This is a genomic window from Streptomyces sp. NPDC052107, from assembly GCF_040680215.1.
GTDB lineage: Bacteria > Actinomycetota > Actinomycetes > Streptomycetales > Streptomycetaceae > Streptomyces.
Map to the genome: position 1 here is coordinate 58,030 of NZ_JBFAWG010000018.1, position 24,340 is coordinate 82,369.

Consider the following 24,340-nt stretch of genomic DNA (forward strand, 5'->3'; position numbering starts at 1 on the left):
GCCCGACTCCCGGACGAGCGCTCGCATAACCTAGCGCAACCCACCATGTACGGGTTGTCACCCTGGGCTTCGGGCCGCCACGCCGAGGCGTGCGTGGTGCCTTTCCATCTCCTGGACGAACTCCCGCCCGGCGTAGGTCAGTTCATCGGATTCTCGGAGGATGGACAAGGCTTTGCCGACCTGATCCCAGTGGGTGTCGAACTGACGCTCGGCGCGATCGCGCCAGCCGTGATCAGGCACGGATCCGTCCCGGGCCCGCCGCCACAGATCGGCGAGCGCGAGGTGGGCGTAGACGCCCTGGAGCACGCCGGGCACGGGCCGTGGGTCGGGGCGCCAGCCCACCCGGTGGCGGGCACCGCCCGGCCGGTACAGCGGGACCAGTTCGTGCAGGGTGGCCAGCTTGGTGTGCTGGGTCTCGTGGACCAGGGTCTCGGCGAGGTCGCCCGCGTCCTTCGGCAGCTGGCTGAGCAGCGCGCCGGGGGCGGCCCGCAGGGTGGCGCTCATCGGTGGGCCGCCCCTGCGCCCGGACGGTGCCAGGGGGACCACCGCGCGCAGCACCGCCGAGGTCTCCGCGGCCCGGGCGGGGTCGGTCGCCGACAGCAGGTCGCACGCGGCGACCCACCGCGCGGCCCACGCTCCGGGCGCGGAGTGCGGGCGCCGGGCGGCGGGCAGGGCCTCGGGCCCGATGCCGTGCACGGGCACCCGGTAGGGGTCGAGGTCGTCGAGGAGTACGGCACTGCCGGGCAGCGCGCGCAGGCTGAGCCAGCCGGTGCCGTCGCCAAGCGGCCGGCGGGCGTCCGCTCCGGGCCAGCCGATGTCGTCGCCGTCCGGTCGGGGGATGCCCGCTCCAGGCCGGCCGGCATCGCCGCCGTCCGGTCGGCGGGTATCCGCTCCGGGGCGGCCGGTGTCGTCGTCGTCCGGTCGGCGCGTGTCCGACCCGGCCCAGCCGGTACCCCCACCATCCGGTCGGCGCATGTCCGACCCGGCCCAGCCGGTACCCCCACCATCCGGTCGGCGGGCGTCCGCTCCGGGGCGGCCGAAGACCACCTCGGTGGCGCCGGCGGCGTCCGTGATGCGCGCCGGCCCGGGTCGGCCGTCGAGCAGGGCGCGGCCGGAGGGGCAGCACAGCACGCCGAGCCCCGGCAGCACCAGACGGCCCGAGGGCACCGTGCGCTCCCCCTCCACCGGGCAGCCGGCACGCACGGCGGCGGACAGAGCGAGGCCGGTGAGGTACGGCAACTGCCGCTCCAGCTCGGGGCCTTCGTCGGCGGCGAGGACGGCGCCGAGCCAGGCGCCGGTCATGGGGTAGTCGAGCAGGTCACGGACCGCCGCGGGGTCGGCCCGCTCCGCCCGCTCCAGCAGCGACCAGTCGGCCTCGAAGCCGGTGTGAACGGCCGGTGCGAGCGCCGTCCGCGCCCGTTCGACGCGGACCAGGGCCGCCTTCAGGAGCAGCATGCGACGCGCGTGGAGTACGGCACGCAGTGCCGCGGTGCCCGCGGGTGCGGGCCGGGTCGTCGCGAGTTCCCCGATGGTCTCGGCGGACACCGGCGCCGGGGTCATCCCCGGTCGTCCTCACCGGGATCCCATGCGGCCACTCCGGCCGGAAACGTACGGTCGCCGGGTGCGACCCCACCCTTCCCGCCGCTCTCCTCGCCGACGTACCACACCTCGCCGAACTCCCGGGCCCGGCACAGGACGTCACTCACCGAGGCCATGAGGTCCGGATCGTCCATGGCACGCAATGTCCGCAGGTCGACGTCGGTGAGGTCGGGCAGGTGCACGGTCCGTCCGCGGTCCGCACCGGGACCGGCCGCTCCTTTCCTCTGCTCCGCCACCCTCGGCTCCTCCCTGCCGGTACCCGCCCCGCACGGCCACAGCGGCTGCCCAGTTCTTCCCGACACAAGGGAGTCAGAAACACCGAATCGATCAACTCCGGTCACGATCGGACCAGTTGGACCACTCCTCGGTCCATGGGTACCAAGGGGGCGCGAGCCGGCCCCAATCGGCCTCGGACATCCCCCGTGCCTCATCCCACGGAACTCCCTCCGCGCCGAGACGCGCCTCCGCCTCCCTGCTCGCCTCGACGTCGGCCCAGTCCACCTCGCGCAGCGCCGCGGCCAGCCGCTGCCACTGCTCCCGGGCCGCCCGGTAGGCGCCCCGCGCCGCCCCCGGCCGCCCCATCAGGGCCAGCACCGTGCCGCTGCCGTGCCAGGCCCGGGCCGCGGTCACCGAGCCCGGATCGCCGCCGTGCGCCGCCCGGGCCTCGCGCCCCGCGTTCTCGTACGCCTGGAGCGCCTCCACGAGCACCGGCGCACCCGCGCGGTACCAGCCCTCCAGCCGCACCCGGCCGAGCTGGAGCCACACCTCCGCGCGTACGGCCGCGTCGGCGGCGGCGCGCAGGGCCTGGCCGAGCAGATGGCGGCTCTCGAACAGGTCGGGCAGGAAGCCGAGATGGCGGAACCGCTGGGCGAGCGCGCTGCCGACCAGCCCCTGGAGCCGGCCGCGCCGGTCCGAGCGGGCCGGCAGGACCTTCAGCGCCTCGCGCAGCACGTACTCGGCCCGGTCCACCAGCCCCGCGCCACCCGGCGCCGAGGCCCGCCGCAGCAGCGACTCGCCCCAGCCGGTCAGCAGCCGGCACCGCAGGGCGCTGTCGGCCGGGGCGAGCAGCACGGCCCGCTCATAGGCCGCGTCGGCCTCGCGGCTGTGCCCCGTCTCGTCATGAAAGGCGGCGAGCGCGGCCAGGGCCGGCAGCAGCAGTCCGGGATCGTCCCCGGCGGCCCGCTCCGCCCGCTCCAGCACCCGGCGCGTCTCGTCGTCCTCGGTGCCGGCGGCCCGCAGCGCCCGCGCGAGATCGAGCAACGCGGGAGCCAGCACCGTATCGGAGGCCTCTCCAAGCTCCAACAGAGCACAGCCTTCCGTGAGTTCGGGCACAGCGGCACCGGCCCGCCGCAACTCCAGCAGAATCCGGCCACGCAGCAGAAGCCGGGCACGGTGTAGGGCCACGACCCAGGGCACGCTTCCGGCGTCCGGGCCGGCACCGGTGCCGCCTCCGTCCTCGCGGGCGTCCCCAGAGCTGGGGGTGCCGGGGATGGCGTCACCGTCCTGCAGATCGCCGAACCGGACCACCGGCCCTCCGGCCTCCCCGCCCCCGTCCCCGCGCTGCCGCGAACGGCCCCACGCACGCGCCCGACCCGCCAGCCCCGGCCACGGCGCACGGTCCGGGTCGAGTTCCTCCAGCGCGGCCGTCAGAAGCTCACCCTCCGCCGTCAGCTGCCACAACTCTCTTCGGGAGGCAGCAAGTTCGAAGGCGGCCTCGGCCTGTTCGTGACTGTCGGCGGCGGCCGTCCCGTACGCGGCGGCGAGTTCGGTGACGGCCTCGCGGAGCAGTTCCTCGCGGCGGCCCGCGGCGCGTGCGGCCGCCGTGCCCGCCTCGGCGCGCAGCACGCGGCCGAGCAGCAGCCGGGCCCGTGCGGCGGTGTCCGGTTCGCGCGCCGCGCCGGTCACCGCCGTACGGGCGAGGTCCCGGGCCTGCCGCAGCGCCTCCGGGTCGCCGCGACGCCGCCACTCCTCGAACAGCCTGCCGCCCTCGGTGAGCGGGTCGCGGGCCGGGGGCTCGGGCTGGTAGAAGCGCAGCACACGGGCGGGGACCCGGGCGAACAGCTCGGCCTCGACGCTGCCGCCCTCGCCCTGCGCCCCGGTGTCGTCGGGCAGGGGCCCGGCGCCGCCGTCCGGGTCGTGGTCGGTGAGCCGCGCGGCCGCGAGCGCGGCGAAGTTCCGGGTGCCCCGGCCGAAGTGCCGCTCCACATAGGCCGAGCAGTGTTTGAGGACAAGTCCGGCGGTGTCCTGGTCCAGGGAGGACAGCAGCAGGTCCTGCACCCGGGGCGGGTAGGCGAAGCAGGGCTGGTCGGCGGTGCCCGGGAGCTGGGTCAGCAGTCCGCCGAGCAGCACCTCGGCCAGCTCCATGGGCCCGGTGTCGGGCAGCATGGCCCGCTGCACGAGCTGCATCACGGGCAGGGTGAGCGGGGCCGCGGCGAGGTAGACCGCGAGGCGCAGCGCACCGGGCGAGGCGCCGGCGCGGAAGGCCCGCAGCAGGTCGTCCTCGCTCGGCGGGCCGGCGACGGCGGGCGCGGGCGGCGGGACCGTGCCGGGGCCGGTGAGCGCGGCCCAGGCGCGCTCACTGGTGGGGCCGGTGCCCGCGAGCAGCCGTGCGAAGGTGCCGAAGGCGTCCGGGGTGGGCGTGAGGACCGGCACCGGCCGGGCGTCGGCGGCCGGTTCCTCCCAGGGTTCGTCGTCGGGGATGAAGGTCAGGCGTCCGCCGGTCTCGGCGTCGCGCACCAGCAGTCCGGGTTCGGCGGGCAGCGCGGTACGGCCCCACAGGCGCGGCGGCAGCGGCTGGACGACGGCGAGCGGGGCGTTGCGCGGCCACCGGTGCAGCAGCCGCTGGGCGCTGCCGTTCTGCCAGAGCGGGCCCACGCAGTCGCTGATGACGAAGGTGACCCGGCGGCCGGTGGGGTCGTGCAGCTCGTCGGCGGGGCGTAACCGGGTGCGCCGGCCGGGACCGGCGGTCGTACCGACGAGCGGGACGGCAAAGTCCCCGGAGTCGTCGGCGTACAGGTGGTGGACGTGGACCGAGGCGAACGCGCCGGACTGCTGGCAGGCCTGGCGCAGTTCCTCCACCATCCGGTCCCAGACGGCCATCGCGGGGCCGGTGTCCATGAGGAGCTGGACGTCACAGCGCCGGCGGCGGCCGGGCCGGGTGACAGGGAGCAGGATGCCGCCCGCGGCGGCCCGGTCGGCGGTGGCCTCCTCGTCGATCCGCTCGTCCTCGGCGCGGGGGGAGGCGGTCCGATAACGGCCGAGGGCGCGCAGCGCCTGCTCCAGGCCGAGCAGCCCGGGCAGCGCGCCGGCGGCCGGGGCGCGCACGGGGAACGCGGCCGGGGCGCCCTCGGGCCGCGGACGCGCGGGACCGGAGCTCGGGCCCGGCGTGGGCATGTGCAGGGGAACGGGGGTGGTGGAGTTCTCCGGGCGGGACGGACGCTGGCCGGTGCCGGTGCCGGTGCCGGGGTCCGGCGGGGCGTGCGGGGCATCCTGCGGTGCCGGTGCCGGCGTGCCGTCCCGGAGGGGCCCGCCGGACTCGGCCGGGGACGGGCCGGGGGCGTCGCGCGCCGGGCCCGTGCCGAGCCGCCGGGCCAGCCAGAGCGCGTCCGCCACGTCCTCGGCGGTGAAGTCGAGCCCGCCCTGGCGCAGCTTGCCGATCAGCTCGTCCAGACCCATGCCGGGCATCCGGCCATCACCTCGTACGGTCGAGCGGCTGCATGAGCATCTCGGCGATGCGCTCCCGGGTGAGGCTCTGGGCGCGCGGGTCGTGCCGGGTGAGGAAGAGGGCGTTGAGCAGCTGGTCCGCGGCGAGCACCTCGCCCGGCTCGCGCTCCAGGAACCGCCGGATCAGCTCGCCGCCCGCGGCGACGCCCTCCGGCCCCAGATGCGCCTCGACCATGGCGGTCAGCTGCTCCTCGCCGGGCGCCTCCAGTTCCAGCTGGATGCAGCGGCGCAGCAGCGGGGCGGGGAAGTCGCGTTCGCCGTTGGAGGTCAGGACGATCGCCGGGAAGGCGGTGCAGGCGATCCGTCCGCCGTGCACGGCCACCCGGTCGCCGTCGTGGTCGAGCACCTCGACGACGGGTTCGCGGTCGGCCAGCCGCTCCAGCTCCGGGATCGCGAACTCGCCCTCCTCCAGCGTGTTCAGCAGGTCGTTGGGCAGGTCGAGGTCGCTCTTGTCGAGCTCGTCGATGAGCAGCACGCGCGGCTCGCCGGCGGGCAGCAGCGCGGTGCCGAGCGGCCCGAGCCGGATGTACGACCCGATGCCGGAGGTGCTCGCCGCGTCCTGGCCGCCGCCCCGGGCCCGCTCCAGCTGGACGTCCTGCAGGCGGCCTATCGCGTCGTAGCGGTACAGGCCGTCCTGGAGGGTCGTACGGCTGACGATGGGCCAGCGCAGCACTCTGCCGAGGCCCAGTTCGTGCGCGATCGCGTAGGCCAGGGTGGACTTGCCGGTGCCCGGGTTGCCGGTCACCAGCAGGGGCCGGCGCAGATAGAGGGCCGCGTTGACGGCGTCGACCTCGGCGGGCCGGGGAGCATAGCTCTCCACCAGCCGACGGCGGACCCCGAGCCGGCGGGCGCTGCTCGGGTCCTCCGGGCCCGCCTCCCCGCTCTCCCGGGACGCCGCGAAGTCACGCCAGGGCGGCGGCGCCGGCAACCGCCGTACACCGTCGTGCGGCTGACCCACTCCGCGGTAGATCCGCCAGTCGTTCACCTTGGGCTCCTCCCGGCTCTGGTGATCATGCAGCGGGTCCCGGTCGTCCGGCCTACGAGGCTACCGCCAGCGGGCCGTGCCTGCCGAGGTTCGGGGCGCCCGGCGTTCACTTCCGGCCGGACGAACGCCCTTGTGAAGCAAGCGGCTTGACGGCGTGTCCGCGGGTTGGCGGCGTGTCCACGCGCGGCGGGTCAGCCGCCGGGCGCGGCCTGCGGCGGTGGCCGCATCGCCTCGGCGCCGAACGGCGGCCGGTCCGGCGGGTCGAAGAATACGGCGATCTTCCCGCACAGCCCGTACCCGCGGGCGGTGTCCGCGTCGGCGAGGCGGATGCGCAGGTCACGCACCGGACCGTGCAGCCCGCTCGCGTGCCGGGCCGCCTTCAGCAGGTCTGCGGCCTGCCGGTGGAAGGCCCCGCACTCCTCGTGGTCGTGCCGGTCCCGGCGCCACAGCACCACCGGGTGCCCGGCCCGCAGCGCGTCATTCATCGCGGCCAGCCCCTCTCCACTGCCGACCGGCCCGCAGTACACCGGTACGCCCTCATTGGCCATCCCGGTCAGGGCACCGTAGTAGGCGAAGCGGCCGCCGGGGCGGGCACCGGGCGGATGCCCGTCGGCCGCCGGCCGCCCGTGCAGCGTCTCGGCCGTGAGCGGCCCCTTCCGCACGCCGTTCCAGCGCCGGCGCCACTCCGGGGAGGGCGCCTGGGCGTTGCGGCGCACGTCCCGGACGACGACGGTCCGCCGCATCCCGAGCGGCATGGCCCGCTCGTCCACGAACTCGTCCTCGGCGTCCTCGTCGCCCACGGGCCCCTCCGCGCCGGGCGGTTCGGACAGCAGCTGCCACTCGTCCACCGGCAGGTCGAACAGCCTGCGCGGCAGGAACACCTCGACGGCGGCCAGATGCTCGCCATGATCACCCTGGCTCAGCGCCCGGGCCAGCGGCTCGCGCAGCACCCGCACCAACTCGTCGGCGCGCACGCCCCGGTCGTCGGCGGCGACCGGGGTGACGTCCCGACCGTCGTACATCAGCTGCACGCTCCACGGATACCGGCCGTCGTACATGGGCGCGCCGACCTTGACCAGGACGTCGGTCCGGACGGCGTAGGGTGCGGGGGGCTGGGATGCGGAGGCCTCTGGTGCGAGGGGCTCCTCGCCTTCACCGGTGTCCGACGAGCCCTGGTGGTTTCGGATTGGGCCATGGCGGTCGTCGATCGGACCCCGGGGGTCGTCGATGCCCTCCAGCAGGGCGCGGATGGCCTCGCCGACCGCCCAGTGCCGGTGCCCGGCGGCCTGTCCGGCGATCCAGGAGGTGAAGGCGCCGAGCCGCGCCGGGTCCACCTCGTCCGCGCGCTCCCACGCCGTCTTGCGGGCGACCTTCGCCGCGTACAGCAGGACGGCGTCCAGATCGACCAGGGTGCCCCCGCCGCCCGTCTGCAGGGTGCGCAGCCCGGAGAGCAGCCCGGCGCCCTCGCGCCAGGTGCGCACATTGCGCAGCACCAGTGACAGCAGGCGCTCGCCGCGCACCTGCGCCTTCACGTCCTCCACGAGGTGGACCACCTCGCCCGCGCCGGCCGGCGGCGGCAGGTGTGCGAGGTGGCCGTACAGCCGGGTGCGCAGTTCGGCGCCGATCCCGGTGACCGGGGGCGCGTGCCCGGGCAGTTCGGCCTGGAAGGAGGTCCAGTCGGGATACGCCGGGAAGGGTGAGGAGGCGGAAGGGTCTTCGAGGCGGCGCAGATGGTGCAGGTCGTGCGCGCGCAGCACCTCGCGTACCGTACGGCCCCCGTCCCTCAGGTCGAGCAGTTCGGAAAGCGCGGTGACCGGAACGGCGACGCCGTCCTCCGTCCGCCGCCCCTTGATCACGCCGATCACCGAGCCGTGCCGCAGGTCGAGCACCGGGCCGCCGGACAGGCCGCCGACCGGCAGGCTCCCGGTGAGCAGCAGGGCACGCGCGTCGGCGCCGGCGATCTCCCCGTCGCCGTGCCGGATGCCCAGCTCGCCGGTCTGCACGGACCAGCCGTAGAGGCCGACCGGAGTGCGGGGGCCGGCCTCCCGGTCGGCCAGCCACAGACAGGGCACGTCGTCGGCGCCGCTGACCCGGACGAGCGCGAGGTCGGGGAACGACCAGCGGTCACGCACCGCCTGCGCGGCCTCGGGACGGGGGGCGAGGAGCCGGGCGGTACCGGTGCCGGTGCGTTCCGCCCAGCCGTCGGCGCGGGTGCGCTCCAGCCAGGTCACGCTCATGGCGCTCTCCCCTCGGCACACCGCGGCTCCCCCCTTCCCCACGACATGGGCGCAGGTCAACAGCCAGCCCGGGGCTATGAAGAAGCCCGATCCCCAGTACGGGTCACCGTCCGTTGCATACCCGTCACCCGGTGCGCCGATGCGTGCGAGGGAGGGGCGCACCATCTCGGCGAAGGCGCTCATACGGCGCCGGAGGCCGGGGACCGCGGCGGTACGACCGTGCCGCCGGGCTGTGCGGGATCCGCCCCGTCGGCCCCGGTGGCCGGTTCGGTCCAGGTCAGGGACACGGTCAGGGACGACTTGCCGCCGCCCTCCGCGATCGCGCTCACGATCTTGCCTGCCTGCGCCGTCAGTTCGATTCCGAAGCTGACGGAGACCTCGACGGGGGCCGGTGTGTCCAGACCGGCGCGCAGGGAGCGCACGACTCCGCCGACCGTGCCGGCGAGTCCGCCGGCCATGTCGATGATCCGGCCCCCGAATGAGGTGTCCCGGTACTCCCCGCCGTAACCGCCCGCGTCCGCGTCCGCGATCCTGGCCCAGACGACGGTCCCGTCGTCCAGCCGTATCCGCTCGATTCCGCCAGCCATGACGCCCCCGTTCGCCGATGGGAGAAGAAGGCTAACTCCCGGGAAAGGGGAGGGGGAGAGGCAACGAACGATACGGCTGATGATCGCCCCCTACTCCTGCGCCATGGGCGGCACGGGGCTACTCGTCGTCCTCGTCGTCGAGCCGGGCGAGCCAGGTGGCCAGCCGCTCTACGGGCACCTCGAAGTCGGGGTTGAGATCCACGAACGTGCGCAATTGCTCGGCAAGCCACTCAAAGGTGACCTCTTGCTCGCCGCGCCGCTTCTCCAACTCCTCGATACCACGGTCGGTGAAGTACATGGGGTGCGTCTCCTGCGTGAACATCCATGGCGGTGGTGGCTACAGAGACAGCGTATGCAACGTTTCGGGGTGGGCGGTGCGGGGTTCGTGTGGGCGGGGTGCCGGGCCGTCGCCGGGTGCGGACTCGTGACGGGCTGGTCGCGCAGTTCCCCGCGCCCCTTCGCACGGCCTGCCTAGCTGCGGGCAGTCGTGCCGCTGGGGCGGCACGGGTGGGCGCAGCGGCACTCAAGACCGTGCGCGACCGCGGGCCGTCCGTTGCCCGGTCTCGCGCAGTCCCCCGCGCCGCGGCCCGCCTAGCTGCGGGCAGTCGTGCCGCTGGGGCGGCACGGGTGGGCGCAGCGGCACCCCGCCGGCGCGGGCGAGCGAAACGCCCCGTTGGCCAGCGGCAGCACCGGGCGCCTCGCAAACCCCGCCCAGCCGCAGCTCAGGGGCACCCCCAGAGGTCGGCCCAGCGGCAGCGCACCCGCATCGCACCCCGGCGCACGCGGTCACCCGCGCCCGCGCACCCCCTCGTACGCCATTCCCAGCGCCCCGTGCGCCAGCAGCAGCACCCCCGCCGCCACCCATCCCCCACTCCGCCGCCAGATCCCCCACACGGTGACCGGCACCCCCACGCCCACCTGCACCATCCCGAGCCACCGAGCCCGCGGATCCCCCGAGCCCGGCGCCCACACGCCAAGCCCTCCGCCACCCTCGCCCGTCTCGCCCGGCCCGGACTCCGCCCGCACCGCCTCCCGCCACCCGGCCCCCGCGACCCACCGCACCCCGCCCGGCACCTCCGCCGCGGCCTGCAGCAGCCCTTCGGCGCTCTCCCCCGGCACGAGCCCCGCCGGCAAGGCGACACCCGCGCGTGCGAGGACGGCGATCAGCCCCCGCATCCGTGCCCGCCCGTCCGCGTCGGAGTCCATTGCCATCAGCCCGTCCAGGGCCTGCACGTCCAGCACCGGATCCAGCCCCAGCCGACCCGCGAAGGTGTGCATCGCCTCGTTCTCGCCCGCCGGCGTGCCGTTGGCCAGCCAGACGTACCCGACGGGACGGCGGAAGCCGGACGCAAGGGTGTAACCGACACGGTCGGCGTCCCACCACAGCGCGAGCACGGGCCAGGAGGACCCGACGGCGAGCGCGGAGGCCCAGCCGGTGAGCACCTGGTCGACCGGTTCACTCCCCGTACCGTTTCCCCGCCACGGACTCCCCTCCGGCACCAGTACGGTCCAGCGCTCACCCGCGTGCGTGAACGCCATCCGTTCGCGCAGCAGCGGGGCGAGAAGCGCGACGGACTCCGGCTCGGCCCGGCACAGCAGCAGGGCCCCGGTGGCGGAGGCGGCCCGGTATCCGCCCTGGAACGCGTCCGTCGGCATGCCAACACGCTAGGCAGTTCGCCCACATCACGCCTGATATGACGCATACGTACTCACGCGAAAGGGTGCCTTGACTTCCGGCGGCCACGATATATCGTGTTTCTCGGAGGACGCGATATGGCGTGTCGTCCCCGTGCCCGACCCTAGGAGGTCTCCCATGCCCGAGTGGTCCGTCAACGAGCCCCAGAAGCTGACCTTCGACTCCCGCGTGAGCGACCTCCAGGTCCGCATCGTCAACGGAACGGTGAACGTGGTGGGCACCGACGAAGGTTCCGCCCGCCTGGAGATCTCGGAGATCGAAGGCCCACCCCTGGTGGTCACCCAGCAGGGCGACACCCTCACGGTGGCGTACGAGGACCTGCCCTGGAAGGGCTTCCTCAAGTGGCTCGACCGCAAGGGCTGGCGGCGCAGCGCGGTCGTCTCCCTGGCGGTCCCCGCCGACACCCGCGTGGAGGTGGGCGTGGTCGGCGCCGGCGCGGTCGTCTCCGGCATCCGCGGCCCGGCGGTGGTCAAGGGGGTGACCGGCGACACGACCCTGGTCGGCGTCTCGGGCCCGGTCCGCGCGGACACCGTGTCGGGCAACCTGGAGGCCCAGGCGGTCACCGGCGACCTGCGGTTCAACTCGGTCTCGGGAGACCTGACGGTGGTCGCGGGCTCCGGCCGCTCCGTCCGCGCCGACTCCGTCAGCGGCTCCATGATCGTCGACCTGGACCCGGACGGCCCGACGGAGGTCAGCCTCACCAGCGTCTCCGGCGAGATCGCCGTCCGTCTGCCGCACCCGGCAGACGCCGAGGTGGAGGCGAACACCGCGAGCGGCACGGTCTCCAACGCCTTCGAAGGACTGCGGGTGCACGGCCAGTGGGGGGCCCACAAGATCACCGGCCGCCTCGGCGCGGGCACGGGCAGGCTGCGGGCCACCACGGTCTCCGGCTCGATCGCCCTGTTGCGCCGCCCGCCGCGCGAGGAGGACGAGGCGGACACCCCGTGGGAGGCCCGGCCCGCAGAGCCGGCCGGCCCCTCCGGGTCACCACGGAACCCCGGCACCGCCCCCGCCGCCGGTGCTCCGGCCGTTTCGGGGGACAATTCCGTTTCCGGCCAGGGCGCCGACGCCTCCGGCGGCACCGACACCCCGGCCGACGGCACGACCGACAAGAAGGTGCTCTGACATGCCCCCCGTCTTCGCCCACGGGCGCCTGCGCCTGTATCTGCTCAAGCTGCTCGACGAGGCCCCGCGCCACGGCTACGAGGTGATCAGGCTCCTCGAAGAGCGCTTCCAGGGGCTGTACGCCCCTTCGGCGGGCACGGTCTACCCCCGGCTGGCCAAGCTGGAGGCCGAGGGCCTGGTCACGCACACCACCGAGGGCGGCCGCAAGGTGTACGCCATCACGGACGCGGGCCGCTCCGAACTTGCGGGCCGCAGCGGCGAGTTGGCCGACCTGGAGCTGGAGATCCGCGAGTCGGTCGCCGAACTGGCCGCCGAGATACAGGCCGACGTGCGCGGCGCGGCCGGCGATCTGCGCCGCGAGATGCGCGCCGCCGCGTCCGAGGCCCGCCGGGGCGCGAAGGCGGCCGGCGCCGCGGGCCCCTTCGGGGAGTACGGCGACCTCGGCGACAAGGAGGCCTGGAAGGCCGCCAAGGAGGAGATGCGCCGGGTCAAGCAGGAGTGGAAGGAACAGGCCCGCCGCGCCAAGGACGAGAGCCGCCGGGCCCGTGAGGAGGCCCAGCGGGCCCGCCGCCAGGCCCAGGAGGCGCAGACACGGGCGCGGGCCCAGGCACAGGAGGAGATGCAGCGCATCGCCCGCCAGGTCCAGGACCGCGTCCAGGACCACTTCGCCCAGGGCGACTGGCCGACGGGCGTCCGCGAGGGCCTGTCCGAACTGGCGAGGGAACTGGGCGACTTCGGCAAGTACTGGAGCTCCCCCCGCACCCCCGGAGAACCGGCCGCGAAGCCCACCACCGCACCGTCGGACGTGCACTACGTCTCTCCCGACGAGGAGTTCCCGGCCGAGTACGAACCCACCTGGGCCCACGAGGACACCACCGGCGACCCGGCCCGCGACCTGGACCGCCTCCTGGACCGCTTCCGCGACGACATCCGCGACGCGGCCCGCGACCACGGAGTCACCCCCACCCAACTCCGTGAGGCCCGCCGCCATCTGTCGACGGCAGCGGCCCACATCAGCGCGCTCCTGCGGACACCGAAGGCCTGAGCGGGGGAGGACGGCAGCCGATCGATGAGAGCAAGGCGGGCTGCCGTTCCCCGGGGGAGGGAAGAGTGCGCTGCCGGCCAGGGGGACCAGGGCTGGCAGCCGGCCGAGGGGACCAGGACTGCTGCCGACCCTGGCAGGGGCAGGCGACTGCCGGCCGGGGAGCAAGGCGGGCTGCCGCCCGCAGAGCCGGGGCGGCTGCCGGCCGGTGCCTCAACCGGGCTATCCCTCAGCCGACCTGCGCATCTCCCGTCGCTGCCGACCACGGAGGCGGGCGGCATCTGACCGGCGCCTCAACCGAGCTGCCCCCAGCCGCCCTGCGCCTCCTCCACCGCTGCCGACCGCAGAGGCGGGGTAGCGGCCGACCGATGCCTCAACCGATCCGCGCCTCAACCGGGCTATCCCTCAGCCGCCCCGCGCCTCCTCCACCGCTGCCGACCGCAGAGGCGGGGTAGCAGCTGACCGGCGCCTCAGCCGATCCGCGCCTCAGCCGGCCTGCGCCCCCACTGCCGACCACACAAGCGGGGCGGCGGCCGACCGGAGCCTCGGCCCAGCGGCACGTCAGCTGAACCACCCCTCAGCCGGCCTACGCATTCTCCCGCTGCTGCCGACCGCGAGGGTGGGGCCGCGGCCGGCCCGGTGCCCGACCGAGGCGCGCCTTCGGCAAACCGCGCCTCAGCCGGCCTGTGCCTCCCCTGCGCCGTACAGCACGCGGGACACCGACGCGTGGGTCACGCCGTGGTCCGCCAGGACCTCGCCCACCGCCCCGGGCAGGAGGGTCAGCGCGAGCAGAAGGTGCTCGTCGCCGATGTGCCGGTCGCGGTGGCCGACGGCGACCCGCAGCGACCGCTCCAGGACGTACCTGGCGCCCCGGCCGAAGCCTGGCCGCCGTCCCGACCACCGGCGCCGGTCCTCCGGGTCGCCGGACATGGCCCCGACACCGTGCACCTCCTCGACCCGGGCGACGATCTCCGACACATCGATCCCCAGCCCCGCCAGCGCGTCCGAGTCGGCCCGCGACAGCCCGGCCCGCCGTCGCGCCTCGTCCAGCGCCTCCCGTACGGACGCCTTGCGCTCCCCGAGCCCCAGCGCGGCCAGCGCGAAGGAGGCACGGCTGCCCTCGCGGTCGAGAAGGGCGAGCAGCAGATGCTCGGCACCGACGGTCTGTTCACCGGCGCGTTCGCAGTGGACGAACGCGCCCTTCACGACCTCACGTGCGTCCCTGGTGAAGCGTTCGAACATCACTGCCTCCCGTACTTCTTGTGCACGGCCTGCCTGCTGACTCCGAGCTCCGCGGCGATCTCCTGCCACGACCAGCCCTTGTTGCGCGCACTGCGCACCTGTACTGCCTCCAGCTGCTCCAGCAGCCTGCGCAGCGCGGCCACGGCCCGTAGTCCGACCCGCGGATCACGGTCGCCGGCACGCTCGGCGAGATCGGTTGCCTCGGTCATGATGTCAACCTACGTTGACATCATCCTTCATGTCAACCAACATTGACAGACCCGGTGTACAAAAGGGCGGGCCCGGACACCTGGACCCGCCCGACGACCACTCTCCCGAAGGACCTCAGGAGTTGGTGAGCACGATCTTCCCGAACTGCTCGCCGGACGCGAGCCGTTCGAAGCCCTCGCGGGCACGGTCCAGCGGCAGTTCCTCGTCGATGACGGGCCGCACCCCGGTCGCGGCGCAGAAGGAGAGCAGATCCTCCAGCTCCTCCTTGGTGCCCATGGTGGAGCCGACCACCTTCAGCTCCAGGAAGAAGATCCGGGTCAGCTCGGCGTGCGTGGGCCGGTCCCCGCTGGTGGCACCGGAGATGACGATCGTGCCGCCGGGCCGCAGCGACTTCACGGAGTGGGACCAGGTGGCGGCGCCGACGGTCTCGATGACGGCGTCCACCCGCTGCGACAGCCGGGCCCCCGGCTCCACCGCCTCCACGGCCCCGAGCTCCAGCGCTCGCTTCCGCTTGGCCTCGTCCCGGCTGGTCGCGAAGACGCGCAGCCCCGCCGCCTTGCCGAGCACGATCGCGGCCGTGGCGACACCGCCGCCCGCGCCCTGCACGAGGACCGAGTCACCGGGCCGTACCCCGGCGTTGGTGAACAGCATCCGGTAGGCGGTCAGCCAGGCCGTCGGCAGGCAGGCCGCCTCGGCGAAGGAGAGCTCCTTGGGCTTGGGCAGCACGTTCCAGGTCGGCACGGCGACCTGCTCGGCGAAGGTGCCCTGGTAGCGCTCGGTGAGGATGGAGCGCGGCTCGTCCGGGCCGACGCCGTGGCCGGTCTGGCCGATGACGGAGTGCAGGACGACCTCGTTGCCGTCCTCGTCGACGCCGGCGGCGTCACAGCCGAGGATCATCGGCAGCCGGTCCTCCGGGAGGCCGACGCCCCGCAGGGACCAGAGGTCGTGGTGGTTGAGGGAGGCGGCGCGCACCGTGATGGTGCTCCAGCCGGGCCGGGTCTCGGGAGCCGGACGCTCCCCCAACTCCAGGCCGGTGAGCGGCTGGTCGCGGTCGATTCGGGCGGCGTAGACAGCGAACATGCAGCCGACGATAGGTGCGCCGATCAGCCGACGGAACCGCAGGGACCTGTGACACATACCCTCTTGCACAGGGCCACCCGTCCAGCGCAGGCCCCCACCACGCCAGCGGGGCACCCCGTCAACACCCGAGCCACCACCCCAGGGCGCCTCTCCAACACCCGAGCCGCCCAGCCACAGGCCCCCTCTTTCCACACCGGAGCTGCCCACCCCCAGCGCGCCCCTTCAACACCCGAGCCACCCACCCCCAGCGCGCGCCCTTCCCCAGAGCTCCCCATCCCCACCCGAGCCACCAACACCCCCACGGCATCCTTTCGACACCCGAGTCGGGCGGGCGGGCGAAAAAAATGGCCCCGCCCAAACCGGACGGGGCCATTCAGCGCAACCTCAGCGACGAGCAACGCCCTCGGCCCGAGCAGCCGCAGCCACCGCGGCCGTCACCGCAGGAGCAACCCGCTCATCGAACGGCGAAGGAATCACATAATCGGCGGCAAGGTCATCCCCCACCACCGCGGCCAGCGCCTCCGCCGCAGCGATCTTCATGCCCTCGGTGATCCGAGAGGCCCGCACCTGCAGCGCGCCCGCGAAGATGCCCGGGAACGCCAGCACGTTGTTGATCTGGTTCGGGAAGTCGGACCGCCCGGTCGCGACCACTGCCGCGTACTTGTGGGCGACCTCCGGGTGCACCTCGGGGTTCGGGTTGGCCATCGCGAACACGAAGGCGCCCTCGGCCATGGAGGCCACGGCCTCCTCCGGGACCGTACCGCCGGAGACGCCGATGAAGACGTCCGCGCCCGCGAGGGCGTCCTCCAGCGAGCCGGTGATGCCGGCCTTGTTGGTGAAGCCCGCGAGCTCCCGCTTGACCGGGGTCAGGTCCTCCCGGCCTGCCGACACGACGCCCTTGCGGTCCGCCACCGCCACGTCCCCGATGCCGGCCTCGACCAGCATCTTGGCGATGGCCACACCGGCCGCGCCGGCGCCCGAGATGACGGCCCGCAGCTGCCCGATCTCCCGCCCGCTGAGCCGCGCCGCGTTCCGCAGCGCCGCGAGCGTCACGACGGCCGTACCGTGCTGGTCGTCGTGGAAGACCGGGATGTCCAGGCGCTCCTGGAGCCGGCGCTCGATCTCGAAGCACCGGGGTGCCGAGATGTCCTCCAGGTTCACTCCGCCGAAGGACGGGGCAAGCCGCACGACGGTCTCGACGATGTCGTCCACGTCGGTGCAGTCGAGCGCGATCGGGACCGCGTCGACGCCGCCGAACTGCTTGAACAGGATCGCCTTGCCCTCCATCACGGGGAGGGAGGCCTCGGGACCGATGTCCCCGAGTCCGAGCACGGCCGTACCGTCGGTCACGACGGCGACCACGGAGGACTTCCACGTGTAGTCGTTGACCAGCTCCGGCTGTTCCGCGATCGCGGTGCACACGCGAGCGACGCCGGGCGTGTACGCGAGGGAAAGGTCGTCCTTGTCGCGGACCGGCACGGTGGCCTGCACGGCCATCTTGCCGCCGCGGTGCAGCGCGAACGCCGGATCGAAGGAATCGAGGGGCTCCGCCCCGCCGTCCTGGTCCGTTTTGTCGCTGCGAGGATTGACGATCTCCGCTGCCACTTCGTTTTACCCCTTAGGTATGCATGGTTTGAGGGTCGACCACTCCTGGTGAGGGGTGGGCGGGCACCGCGTACCGCCCGATTGCTGATACGTACGGGCCATACGCGACGGGCGCGCCGCACACGCGCCCTGAGCCCCGGATGAGGGGTGTAAAGAACCTTCTTACCGGACGGACGGTGCTCACGACGAGTCCATTAGGTGCAAGGTCACATCTCGGAACCAGAAAGCCACGGCGAAATGACACGCGGCTGACAACCGCGCCGAGCATGCGAAGACGCCGGTAGATCGGCGCTGGCGGCGACCACATCGTGAGACACGCCGAAGATTTTCCGGCCGGAAGGCTGGATTCCCGCAGATGGTTCGGTGGTGAACGACCAAGGATGTACCGACCTGATGCGGTTCGGGGGTGACCCGTTATCCGATTTTGACATAGCCGCGCCCCTGAATGGGCTAGTCCGAATGGCAAGATGCGGTAAACCCACGAGGTCGCGACACCCGCAGGTGTGTGTTCTCGCTGACCCATCGCACCTCTTCCCATCCGCCGGAGGAACCACGATGACCGCAAGCTCCACCCGTCGTACGACCGCCGCACGCTCCCGTCTGGCAGCGGCCGGTGCGATCGCGGTCGCGGGCGCCCTGCTGCTCACCGGCTGCGGTGACCAGACCAAGGACACGAACAAGGGCTCCGGCAGCGCGTCCACGGCCAGTGCCCCGCTGGCCGACAAGCTCCCCAAAGAGATCCGGGACAAGGGCAAGATCGAGGTCGGTTCGGACATCGCGTACGCCCCGGTGGAGTTCAAGGACTCCTCCGGCAAGGCCGTCGGCCTGGACCCAGACCTCGCGGCGGCCATGGGCAAGCAGCTCGGCGTGACGCTGGAGTTCCAGAACGGCACGTTCGACGCCCTGCTCACCGGTCTGCGCTCGGGCCGCTACGACATAGCCATGTCGGCCATGACCGACAACAAGAACCGCCAGGAGGGCGTCGACCCGGACTCGGGCAAGAAGGTCGGCGAGGGCGTCGACTTCGTCGACTACCTGACCGCCGGTGTCTCCATCTACACCCGCAAGGGCGACACCCAGGGCATCAACGGCTGGTCGGACCTGTGCGGCAAGAAGATCGCCGTGGAGCGCGGCACCGTCTCGGAGGACCTGGCCAAGCAGGAGGCCAAGAAGTGTCCGAGCGGCAAGAAGCTCACCATCGAGCCCTTCGACGACGACCAGCAGTCCCAGACCCGGCTGCGCTCGGGCGGTGTGGACGCGGCCTCCTCCGACTTCCCGGTCGCCGCGTACGCGGTGAAGACCTCCGGCGGCGGCAAGGACTTCCAGATCGTCGGCCAGCAGGTCGAGGCGGCCCCGTACGGCATCGCCGTGGCCAAGAAGGACACCCAGCTGCGTGACGCGCTGCAGGCCGCGATGAACGCGATCATCAAGAACGGCGAGTACGCGAAGATCCTCAAGAAGTGGGGCGCCCAGGACGGCGCCGTCACGGAGTCCGTGATCAACGGCGGCAAGTGACCCGCGCAAGCAGCAGAAGCGGCCACTGAAAGGCAACACCCGTGACTGACATCGAGAAGACGGCCGGAAAGGGCTCCGGGGAGAGCGCCGGGGAGAACCCCGTTCCCCCGGCCGGCCCGGAGGCCATCCGGGCCATCCCGGTCCGGCACTACGGGCGGTACGTCGCCGCCCTCGTCGCCATCGCGCTCCTCGTGGCGATCGTCTACGCCTTCAGCCAGGGCGACATCAACTGGCAGGCGGTGCCGGACTACTTCTTCGACCACCGGATCATGACCGGTGTCTACAAGACCCTCATGCTGACGGTCCTGTCGATGCTGATCGGCATCGTCGGCGGCATCGTCCTCGCGGTGATGCGGCTGTCGAAGAACCCGGTGACCTCGTCCATCGCCTGGTTCTACATCTGGTTCTTCCGCGGCACCCCGGTCCTGGTCCAGCTGTTCCTGTGGTTCAACCTGGGCCTGGTCTTCCACTACATCAACCTGATGCCGTTCTACAAGGACTACTGGTCGAACTTCATGACGCCGCTGCTGACGGCGCTGCTCGGCCTGGGTCTGAACGAGGCGGCGTACATGGCCGAGATCTGCCGGGCGGGTCTGCTCGCGGTGGACGAGGGCCAGACCGAGGCGGCCCACGCGCTGGGCATGAGCCACGGCAAGACCCTGCGCCGGGTGATCATCCCGCAGGCGATGCGCGTGATCGTGCCGCCGACGGGCAACGAGGTCATCAACATGCTGAAGACGACCTCGCTCGTGGCGGCCGTCCAGTTCCCCGAGCTGTTCCGCTACGCCCAGGACATCGGCCAGAACTCCGGCGCTCCGGTGGAGATGTACTTCCTCGCCGCGGCCTGGTATCTGATCATGACATCCGTCCTGAGCGTCGGCCAGTACTACATCGAGCGCTACTACGCCCGCGGTTCCAGCCGCAGCCTCCCGCCGACCCCGTGGCAGAAGGTCAAGGGACATCTGACGACCTTCTCGAGCAGGAAGGTCACGGCATGACCGACAAGCTCAGCAAGACGCAGGACACCCCGGCCAGGAGCACGGTCCCGATGGTCAGGGCGCAGGGCGTGCACAAGTCCTTCGGCCATGTCGAGGTGCTCAAGGGCATCGACCTGGAGGTGAAGCCGGGCGAGGTGTTCTGCCTGATCGGCCCCTCCGGCTCCGGCAAGTCGACCTTCCTGCGCTGCATCAACCATCTGGAGAAGATCAACGCCGGCCGGCTGTACGTCGACGGCGAGCTGGTCGGCTACCGCCAGAAGGGCGACAAGCTGTACGAGCTGAAGGACAGCGAGGTCGCGCGCAAGCGCCGGGACATCGGCATGGTCTTCCAGCGCTTCAACCTGTTCCCGCACATGACGGCGCTGGAGAACATCATCGAGGCGCCGGTGCAGGTCAAGGGCGAGAGCAAGGCGCAGGCCCGGGAGCGGGCCATGCAGCTGCTGGAGCGCGTGGGCCTGGCCGACCGGGCCGGGCACTACCCCTCGCAGCTCTCCGGTGGCCAGCAGCAGCGGGTGGCGATCGCCCGGGCCCTCGCCATGGATCCGAAGCTGATGCTGTTCGACGAGCCGACCTCGGCCCTGGACCCGGAGCTGGTCGGTGACGTCCTGGACGTCATGCGGGACCTCGCCGAGTCCGGTATGACCATGGTCGTCGTCACCCACGAGATGGGCTTCGCCCGCGAGGTGGGCGACAGCCTGGTGTTCATGGACGAGGGCGTGGTGGTCGAATCGGGCCATCCTCGCGATGTCCTGACGAACCCCCAGCACGAGCGGACACAGGCGTTCCTGTCCAAGGTGCTGTAGCGGCACGCACGGCAAGGGGCGGTACGGGATCCCCGTACCGCCCCTTTTCGTGCGCCCTCTTCGTGCGCCGCCCCGCTACGGCAGCAGCTGCGGCTTCAGCGCCAGTTCGCGCAGCTGCGCCCGGGTCAGCGGGAACGTCTTGAGCACTGGGCCCTGCGAGCCCTGGCCCAGGAAGCCCGTCCAGTCACGGACGGACAGCAGGCTGCCGTCCTTCCGCAGCAGCCGCGCCTGAAGTTCGGCGCCGTAGTACGACGGCTGGGTGAGCTTCTGGGCGGGCGTGAGCCAGATGGACAGCACGCCACCGGGCACCTTCTCGTTGGTGCACTTCAGCACCGGCGGTGTCACGTTGCCGACGTGGCAGGGGTCCCGGTCGGCCTCTTTGGCCTGCACCGCCTTCGCCGGCATCACGCGCACGGTGACGTACCCGACCCCGTCTTTCCGGGCGATGGCGTAGTCGCCGTCGTACGGCCCCACGTCCTTGGGCAGCGGCGCCTTCGGCACCCCCTTGATCAGCCGCAGCAGCGAGACCTCCCGGACCTTGCCGACGTGCCGGGGCAGCAGCTCGGCGAACCCCGCCGCACCACCGCCTGTTCGCGCCGCCAGAACCGGCGGCGGGCCGAGATGAAGGTGTTGACCAGCGTCTTGCGCGCATACGCGTCGAGGTTCTCCAGACGCCCGTGCCGGCGCGCGCCGAGCACGACCCTCACGAGCGTCGTCTGGACGAGGTCCTCGGCCTCGTCGCGGTTGCCGCAGATAGGCGCTGTGGAACAGCGCCGTGCGTCTGCCCTCGACGACGGCGTGCAGAGTCGCTTCCGCGCCCCGCGTCATCCCTCCCCCTTTCCGCCGGTCCACCGGATCGGACCGTCTCGCCCGTACCAGTGCGGTGGGAGTCCCCCGGGGACGCAGAGAGGCGGTACGAATGTCCGTACCGCCTCCGTTTCTCGCTTTCTCCGCCTCCGCCGTCGTACCGGCCGCTACTTGAGGGCGAGCAGCAGCGTGTCCGACGGCGAGCACCACACCGGCCGGGCCTCGCCGAAGCCCTGCGCAAGCAGAGTGCGCGCGTGCCAGGCGGCCGAGGGCGTGTCGCCGTCCGCGTGCTCGCCGTAGATCTCGAAGCGGCGGACGGTGGGCCCGGCGAGAACCGGGTCCTCGGCCGCGAGCTGCCACCATTCGGCCCAGTCCAGGGCACCGTCCCGCTTGGCCTGATCCATACGGGCGTGGCGCCGGGCGCGCTCGGCGGCGTTGATCCGGGGCGTGCTGTCGTCGATCATGTGGTCCGCGTTCATGAAGACACCGCCGTCGCGGACCAGCTCCGCGACCTGACCGTAGAGGGCCGCGAGGGGTTCGCTGTGCAGCCAGTGCAGGGCCGTTGCGGTCAGGACGGCGTCGTAGGAGTCGTACGGCAGTTTCGCCGGCCAGTGCGGATCCTTGAGGTCGGCCGCGACGAAGGCGACCCGGTCGTCGCCCTGGAAGGTGCCGCGCGCGATGGCGAGCAGGGCCGGGTCCAGGTCGACGCCGGTGCTGGTGGCCGCCGGGAACCGCTGGAGCAGCCGGGCGGTGATGCTGCCGGTGCCGCAGGCGAGGTCGAGGACCCGCGGGGCGGTGCCGACCAGCGCCTCGACCATGTCGAGCATGATCCGGAAGCGTTCCTCGCGGTCCGGCATGTACCACTCCTGCTGCCGGTCCCAGCTCTCCTGCCACGCGGCCCAGTCGGTGCCCGTGCTCGTAGTCATGAAGCCTGTCCCCCTTGTCTGCGTAATACCCTGGAAGCACGACCGGCTGTTACCCGACCGCAGACACGACCATAAAGCGCCCTCGTAAGGACTACAAGTGGAACTGGCCTATTACTCGGATTACGCCGTCCGTCTCGTCAACAGCGAGGAACCGGCCCGGGGCAAGGACTCGCTGACCTCGGTCGAGGCCGTCCGCGACCTCTTCGGCGCCAACTCCTCGGCGGCCCGCCGTGCCACCGACGCCGATGTCACGCGCTTCCGCTCGGTGCGGGGGCGGCTGCGCGCGGTCTTCGAGGCGGCCGACAAGGGCGACGAGACGCTGGCCGTGGACCTGCTGAACTCACTGCTGCTGGAGTTCCCGGTGTCGCCGCAGATCTCCGGCCACGACTACCGCGACGAGGACGGCCGTCCGCTGTGGCACATGCACCTGGCCGACCACCCGTCGAACGCAACCGCGGGCTACGCGGCGATCGCCGCGATGGGCCTGGCCTTCCACCTCACCGAGTACGGCGTGGACCGCCTGGGCCTGTGCGAAGCGACCCCCTGCCGCAACGCCTACTTGGACACCTCCACCAACCGCTCCCGGCGCTACTGCTCCGACCGCTGCGCGACCCGGGCGAACGTGGCCGCCTACCGGGCCCGCAAGCGCCTGGAGGCCGACCGGTCGGGCAGCAGCAGCCTCGCCGCGGAGAGCGCCCAGCGCACCAGCGTCAGCGGCGAGCGCTGACCGGCGGGGAGCGGCCGGTACCGCAAGCGGGCGCGCCCGAGGATGAGCTCATCGGGTACAACGCCGTAATCCGAGCTGTCCCCGCCCGCATACGGGTTGTCCCCGAGCACCCACCAGCCGCCGTCGCGCCGCTCCACGGCACGCTTGACGACGAGCAGGTCCTGCTGGAACGGATGCCGCAGAACGACGACGTCCCCCGTCCGGACCGACGCGCCGTACTGCACCAGCAGCCGGTCCCCGTGGAGGAGGGTGGGCACCATGGACGGCCCGGTCACTTCCGCCACTCCGAAGGGCGCCACGGCCCTCCCCCGCTCGGTCTCCTGCGACAGCTCCGGCATCCCCGGCACCTCCCCGGTCCGTTCCTCCACCAGTCTCAGTCTGACCCTGGACTTTTGTCCTAAGCCCTAGGGGGCACCCGAGAAATCGCCTTCCTCAGGGAGTAATGTCGCACCTGAGAAGACGATCACGAGGAAGGAATGCTCCATGCTTTCCCGCCTGTTTGCCCCCAAGGTCAAGGTCAGCGCCCACTGCGACCTGCCCTGCGGCGTGTACGACCCTGCCCAGGCCCGCATCGAGGCGGAGTCGGTGAAGGCCATCCAGGACAAGATGGCCGGCAACGACGACCCCCACTACCAGGCGCGTGCCACCGTCATCAAGGAGCAGCGCGCGGAGCTCGCGAAGCACCACGTCTCCGTGCTCTGGAGCGACTACTTCAAGGCCCCGCACTTCGAGAAGTACCCGGAGCTGCACCAGCTGGTCAACGACACCCTGAAGGCCCTCTCGGCCGCCAAGGCGTCCACCGACCCGGCGACGGGCCAGAAGGCGCTGGACTACATCGCCCAGATCGACAAGATCTTCTGGGAGACCAAGAAGGCTTGATCTTCTTTTACGCCTTCTGACCTGCGGTTTCTTTGATTGCAGTGTCTCCCTGTCCGCACCCGGTCCGCAGGCCGCCGAGAACGGCGTCCATGACGGTCCGGGTGCGGTCTTCTTCGCCCGGCCACAGATGGGCGTAGATCCGCAGCGTGATGACGGCGGACGCGTGGCCGAGAACCAGCTGGACCCGCTTGACACTCGCTCCGCCGGCGATGAGGGCGGAGGCGAAGGAGTGGCGCAGGTCGTGGGTCACCATGTGGGGCAGCTCGACGGGCTTGCCGCCCCGGCGCTCGGCCGCCTCGTCCTCCGCCGCCTGGAGGGCGATACCGACGATGGCCTGGTGCAGGCGATCTTCGGCGTCGCGCGTCTCGTAGTACGCCTCCACGGCTTCCTGGACGAGTCGTCTGCTGTTGAGGTCCAGCCCTTCCAGCGGCGGTGACATCAGTTCTTCGAGGGGCAGCTCGAAGACGCGGGCGAAGGCGAGAGCCTCGTCGACGTACCATCGTTGCCGGTGTTCTGCGCCCGGACCCCCCTATGAGCTGCGGCTGGAAACGCGC

22 protein-coding genes and 3 pseudogenes are annotated in these 24,340 nt (G+C 72.5%); 7 read left to right on the plus strand and 18 right to left on the minus strand.

Annotation, left to right across the window (positions count from 1 at the left end; all coding sequences use genetic code 11):
- Window positions 1-57 precede the first annotated feature (57 nt).
- The 8 genes from AB0M27_RS21300 to AB0M27_RS21335 all read right to left on the minus strand — a co-directional run bounded on the left by AB0M27_RS21300 (window position 58) and on the right by AB0M27_RS21335 (window position 10,787).
- Window positions 58-1,560, minus strand: a complete 1,503-nt coding sequence (locus AB0M27_RS21300; protein ID WP_365723416.1) for an HEXXH motif-containing putative peptide modification protein — start codon at window positions 1,558-1,560, stop codon at window positions 58-60.
- Window positions 1,557-1,835, minus strand: a complete 279-nt coding sequence (locus tag AB0M27_RS21305; RefSeq protein ID WP_365723417.1) for a hypothetical protein — start codon at window positions 1,833-1,835, stop codon at window positions 1,557-1,559. The genes AB0M27_RS21300 and AB0M27_RS21305 overlap by 4 nt, the downstream gene beginning before the upstream one ends.
- Before the next feature lie 91 nt (window positions 1,836-1,926).
- Window positions 1,927-5,283, minus strand: a complete 3,357-nt coding sequence (locus AB0M27_RS21310) for an SAV_2336 N-terminal domain-related protein (protein WP_365723418.1) — start codon at window positions 5,281-5,283, stop codon at window positions 1,927-1,929.
- Between the two features lie 7 nt (window positions 5,284-5,290).
- A complete protein-coding gene (locus AB0M27_RS21315) occupies window positions 5,291-6,307 on the minus strand; it encodes a MoxR family ATPase (protein ID WP_365723419.1) in 1,017 nt (338 codons plus the stop codon).
- Window positions 6,308-6,498: 191 nt separating this feature from the next.
- The gene (locus AB0M27_RS21320; RefSeq protein WP_365723420.1) at window positions 6,499-8,727 is read right to left on the minus strand and encodes a trypsin-like peptidase domain-containing protein; all 2,229 of its coding nucleotides are present in this window, start codon (window positions 8,725-8,727) and stop codon (window positions 6,499-6,501) included.
- On the minus strand, window positions 8,724-9,131 hold the full coding sequence (locus tag AB0M27_RS21325) for a CU044_2847 family protein (RefSeq protein WP_365723421.1): 408 nt from the start codon (window positions 9,129-9,131) through the stop codon (window positions 8,724-8,726). Before AB0M27_RS21325 ends, AB0M27_RS21320 begins: the two co-directional genes overlap by 4 nt.
- A 118-nt stretch (window positions 9,132-9,249) precedes the next feature.
- Window positions 9,250-9,429, minus strand: a complete 180-nt coding sequence (locus AB0M27_RS21330; RefSeq protein WP_046418474.1) for a DUF6104 family protein — start codon at window positions 9,427-9,429, stop codon at window positions 9,250-9,252.
- Window positions 9,430-9,917: 488 nt separating this feature from the next.
- Entirely contained in the window at window positions 9,918-10,787 is an 870-nt protein-coding gene (locus AB0M27_RS21335) for a hypothetical protein (RefSeq protein ID WP_365723422.1), read from the minus strand.
- 157 nt (window positions 10,788-10,944) lie between these two features.
- On the opposite strand from AB0M27_RS21335, the gene AB0M27_RS21340 reads away from it, so the two are divergent.
- Both AB0M27_RS21340 and AB0M27_RS21345 read left to right on the plus strand, forming a co-directional pair.
- Complete coding sequence (locus AB0M27_RS21340) at window positions 10,945-11,952, plus strand: DUF4097 family beta strand repeat-containing protein (protein ID WP_365723423.1); 1,008 nt, start codon at window positions 10,945-10,947, stop codon at window positions 11,950-11,952.
- 1 nt (window position 11,953) lies between these two features.
- Window positions 11,954-12,997 carry a helix-turn-helix transcriptional regulator gene (locus AB0M27_RS21345; RefSeq protein WP_365723424.1) on the plus strand — a complete coding sequence of 348 codons (1,044 nt, stop codon included), beginning with the start codon at window positions 11,954-11,956 and terminating at the stop codon, window positions 12,995-12,997.
- 672 nt (window positions 12,998-13,669) lie between these two features.
- Here AB0M27_RS21345 and AB0M27_RS21350 read toward each other — a convergent pair.
- The 4 genes from AB0M27_RS21350 to AB0M27_RS21365 all read right to left on the minus strand — a co-directional run bounded on the left by AB0M27_RS21350 (window position 13,670) and on the right by AB0M27_RS21365 (window position 17,131).
- Window positions 13,670-14,236, minus strand: coding sequence for a Clp protease N-terminal domain-containing protein (locus AB0M27_RS21350; protein ID WP_365723425.1), 567 nt, complete (start codon window positions 14,234-14,236; stop codon window positions 13,670-13,672).
- Entirely contained in the window at window positions 14,236-14,445 is a 210-nt protein-coding gene (locus AB0M27_RS21355) for an HTH domain-containing protein (RefSeq protein ID WP_351799620.1), read from the minus strand. Before AB0M27_RS21355 ends, AB0M27_RS21350 begins: the two co-directional genes overlap by 1 nt.
- A 115-nt stretch (window positions 14,446-14,560) precedes the next feature.
- On the minus strand, window positions 14,561-15,526 hold the full coding sequence (locus AB0M27_RS21360; RefSeq protein WP_365723426.1) for a zinc-binding dehydrogenase: 966 nt from the start codon (window positions 15,524-15,526) through the stop codon (window positions 14,561-14,563).
- Window positions 15,527-15,910: 384 nt separating this feature from the next.
- A complete protein-coding gene (locus AB0M27_RS21365) occupies window positions 15,911-17,131 on the minus strand; it encodes an NADP-dependent malic enzyme (RefSeq protein WP_365723427.1) in 1,221 nt (406 codons plus the stop codon).
- A 555-nt stretch (window positions 17,132-17,686) separates the two neighbouring features.
- Between AB0M27_RS21365 and AB0M27_RS21370 the strand changes: the two genes are divergently transcribed.
- From AB0M27_RS21370 to AB0M27_RS21380, 3 genes are all read left to right on the plus strand, one after another.
- A complete protein-coding gene (locus AB0M27_RS21370) occupies window positions 17,687-18,646 on the plus strand; it encodes an ABC transporter substrate-binding protein (RefSeq protein WP_365723428.1) in 960 nt (319 codons plus the stop codon).
- 125 nt (window positions 18,647-18,771) lie between these two features.
- The gene (locus tag AB0M27_RS21375; protein ID WP_365723503.1) at window positions 18,772-19,644 is read left to right on the plus strand and encodes an amino acid ABC transporter permease; all 873 of its coding nucleotides are present in this window, start codon (window positions 18,772-18,774) and stop codon (window positions 19,642-19,644) included.
- A 50-nt stretch (window positions 19,645-19,694) separates the two neighbouring features.
- Window positions 19,695-20,447, plus strand: coding sequence for an amino acid ABC transporter ATP-binding protein (locus AB0M27_RS21380; RefSeq protein ID WP_365723504.1), 753 nt, complete (start codon window positions 19,695-19,697; stop codon window positions 20,445-20,447).
- Window positions 20,448-20,522: 75 nt separating this feature from the next.
- Here the strand turns inward: AB0M27_RS21380 and AB0M27_RS21385 are convergent, their stop codons facing one another.
- The 3 genes and pseudogenes from AB0M27_RS21385 to AB0M27_RS21395 all read right to left on the minus strand — a co-directional run bounded on the left by AB0M27_RS21385 (window position 20,523) and on the right by AB0M27_RS21395 (window position 22,180).
- Complete coding sequence (locus tag AB0M27_RS21385; protein ID WP_365723429.1) at window positions 20,523-20,948, minus strand: hypothetical protein; 426 nt, start codon at window positions 20,946-20,948, stop codon at window positions 20,523-20,525.
- 83 nt (window positions 20,949-21,031) lie between these two features.
- Window positions 21,032-21,275: pseudogene (locus AB0M27_RS21390) on the minus strand (sigma factor); the annotation flags it as partial.
- Window positions 21,276-21,421: 146 nt separating this feature from the next.
- Entirely contained in the window at window positions 21,422-22,180 is a 759-nt protein-coding gene (locus tag AB0M27_RS21395) for a class I SAM-dependent methyltransferase (protein ID WP_365723430.1), read from the minus strand.
- 97 nt (window positions 22,181-22,277) lie between these two features.
- Between AB0M27_RS21395 and AB0M27_RS21400 the strand changes: the two genes are divergently transcribed.
- Window positions 22,278-22,907 (plus strand): CGNR zinc finger domain-containing protein, encoded by a 630-nt coding sequence (locus tag AB0M27_RS21400; protein ID WP_365723431.1) that lies wholly within the window; start codon window positions 22,278-22,280, stop codon window positions 22,905-22,907.
- Here AB0M27_RS21400 and sodX read toward each other — a convergent pair.
- Entirely contained in the window at window positions 22,811-23,245 is a 435-nt protein-coding gene (gene sodX / locus AB0M27_RS21405) for a nickel-type superoxide dismutase maturation protease (RefSeq protein ID WP_365723505.1), read from the minus strand. The two genes, AB0M27_RS21400 and sodX, sit on opposite strands and share 97 nt — an antisense overlap.
- 145 nt (window positions 23,246-23,390) lie before the next feature.
- On the opposite strand from sodX, the gene sodN reads away from it, so the two are divergent.
- Window positions 23,391-23,786, plus strand: a complete 396-nt coding sequence (gene sodN, locus AB0M27_RS21410) for a superoxide dismutase, Ni (RefSeq protein WP_351613554.1) — start codon at window positions 23,391-23,393, stop codon at window positions 23,784-23,786.
- Between the two features lie 7 nt (window positions 23,787-23,793).
- On the opposite strand, the pseudogene AB0M27_RS21415 reads toward sodN, so the two are convergent.
- A pseudogene (locus AB0M27_RS21415) lies at window positions 23,794-24,102 on the minus strand (tyrosine-type recombinase/integrase); the annotation flags it as partial.
- Window positions 24,103-24,279 (minus strand): annotated as a pseudogene (locus AB0M27_RS21420) (XRE family transcriptional regulator); the annotation flags it as partial.
- Window positions 24,280-24,340 lie beyond the last annotated feature (61 nt).

What these genes read in the sequence shown, in the direction of transcription:
- AB0M27_RS21300 (WP_365723416.1), bottom strand. Translation starts at nt 1,560, where the DNA reads ATGACCCCGGCGCCGGTGTCCGCCGAGACCATCGGGGAACTCGCGACG.
- AB0M27_RS21310 (WP_365723418.1), bottom strand. Translation starts at nt 5,283, where the DNA reads ATGCCCGGCATGGGTCTGGACGAGCTGATCGGCAAGCTGCGCCAGGGC.
- AB0M27_RS21320 (WP_365723420.1), bottom strand. Translation starts at nt 8,727, where the DNA reads ATGAGCGCCTTCGCCGAGATGGTGCGCCCCTCCCTCGCACGCATCGGC.
- AB0M27_RS21325 (WP_365723421.1), bottom strand. Translation starts at nt 9,131, where the DNA reads ATGGCTGGCGGAATCGAGCGGATACGGCTGGACGACGGGACCGTCGTC.
- AB0M27_RS21330 (WP_046418474.1), bottom strand. Translation starts at nt 9,429, where the DNA reads ATGTACTTCACCGACCGTGGTATCGAGGAGTTGGAGAAGCGGCGCGGC.
- AB0M27_RS21335 (WP_365723422.1), bottom strand. Translation starts at nt 10,787, where the DNA reads ATGCCGACGGACGCGTTCCAGGGCGGATACCGGGCCGCCTCCGCCACC.
- AB0M27_RS21340 (WP_365723423.1), top strand. Translation starts at nt 10,945, where the DNA reads ATGCCCGAGTGGTCCGTCAACGAGCCCCAGAAGCTGACCTTCGACTCC.
- AB0M27_RS21345 (WP_365723424.1), top strand. Translation starts at nt 11,954, where the DNA reads ATGCCCCCCGTCTTCGCCCACGGGCGCCTGCGCCTGTATCTGCTCAAG.
- AB0M27_RS21350 (WP_365723425.1), bottom strand. Translation starts at nt 14,236, where the DNA reads ATGTTCGAACGCTTCACCAGGGACGCACGTGAGGTCGTGAAGGGCGCG.
- AB0M27_RS21355 (WP_351799620.1), bottom strand. Translation starts at nt 14,445, where the DNA reads ATGACCGAGGCAACCGATCTCGCCGAGCGTGCCGGCGACCGTGATCCG.
- AB0M27_RS21360 (WP_365723426.1), bottom strand. Translation starts at nt 15,526, where the DNA reads ATGTTCGCTGTCTACGCCGCCCGAATCGACCGCGACCAGCCGCTCACC.
- AB0M27_RS21370 (WP_365723428.1), top strand. Translation starts at nt 17,687, where the DNA reads ATGACCGCAAGCTCCACCCGTCGTACGACCGCCGCACGCTCCCGTCTG.
- AB0M27_RS21380 (WP_365723504.1), top strand. Translation starts at nt 19,695, where the DNA reads ATGGTCAGGGCGCAGGGCGTGCACAAGTCCTTCGGCCATGTCGAGGTG.
- AB0M27_RS21395 (WP_365723430.1), bottom strand. Translation starts at nt 22,180, where the DNA reads ATGACTACGAGCACGGGCACCGACTGGGCCGCGTGGCAGGAGAGCTGG.
- sodX (WP_365723505.1), bottom strand. Translation starts at nt 23,245, where the DNA reads ATGCCGGAGCTGTCGCAGGAGACCGAGCGGGGGAGGGCCGTGGCGCCC.
- sodN (WP_351613554.1), top strand. Translation starts at nt 23,391, where the DNA reads ATGCTTTCCCGCCTGTTTGCCCCCAAGGTCAAGGTCAGCGCCCACTGC.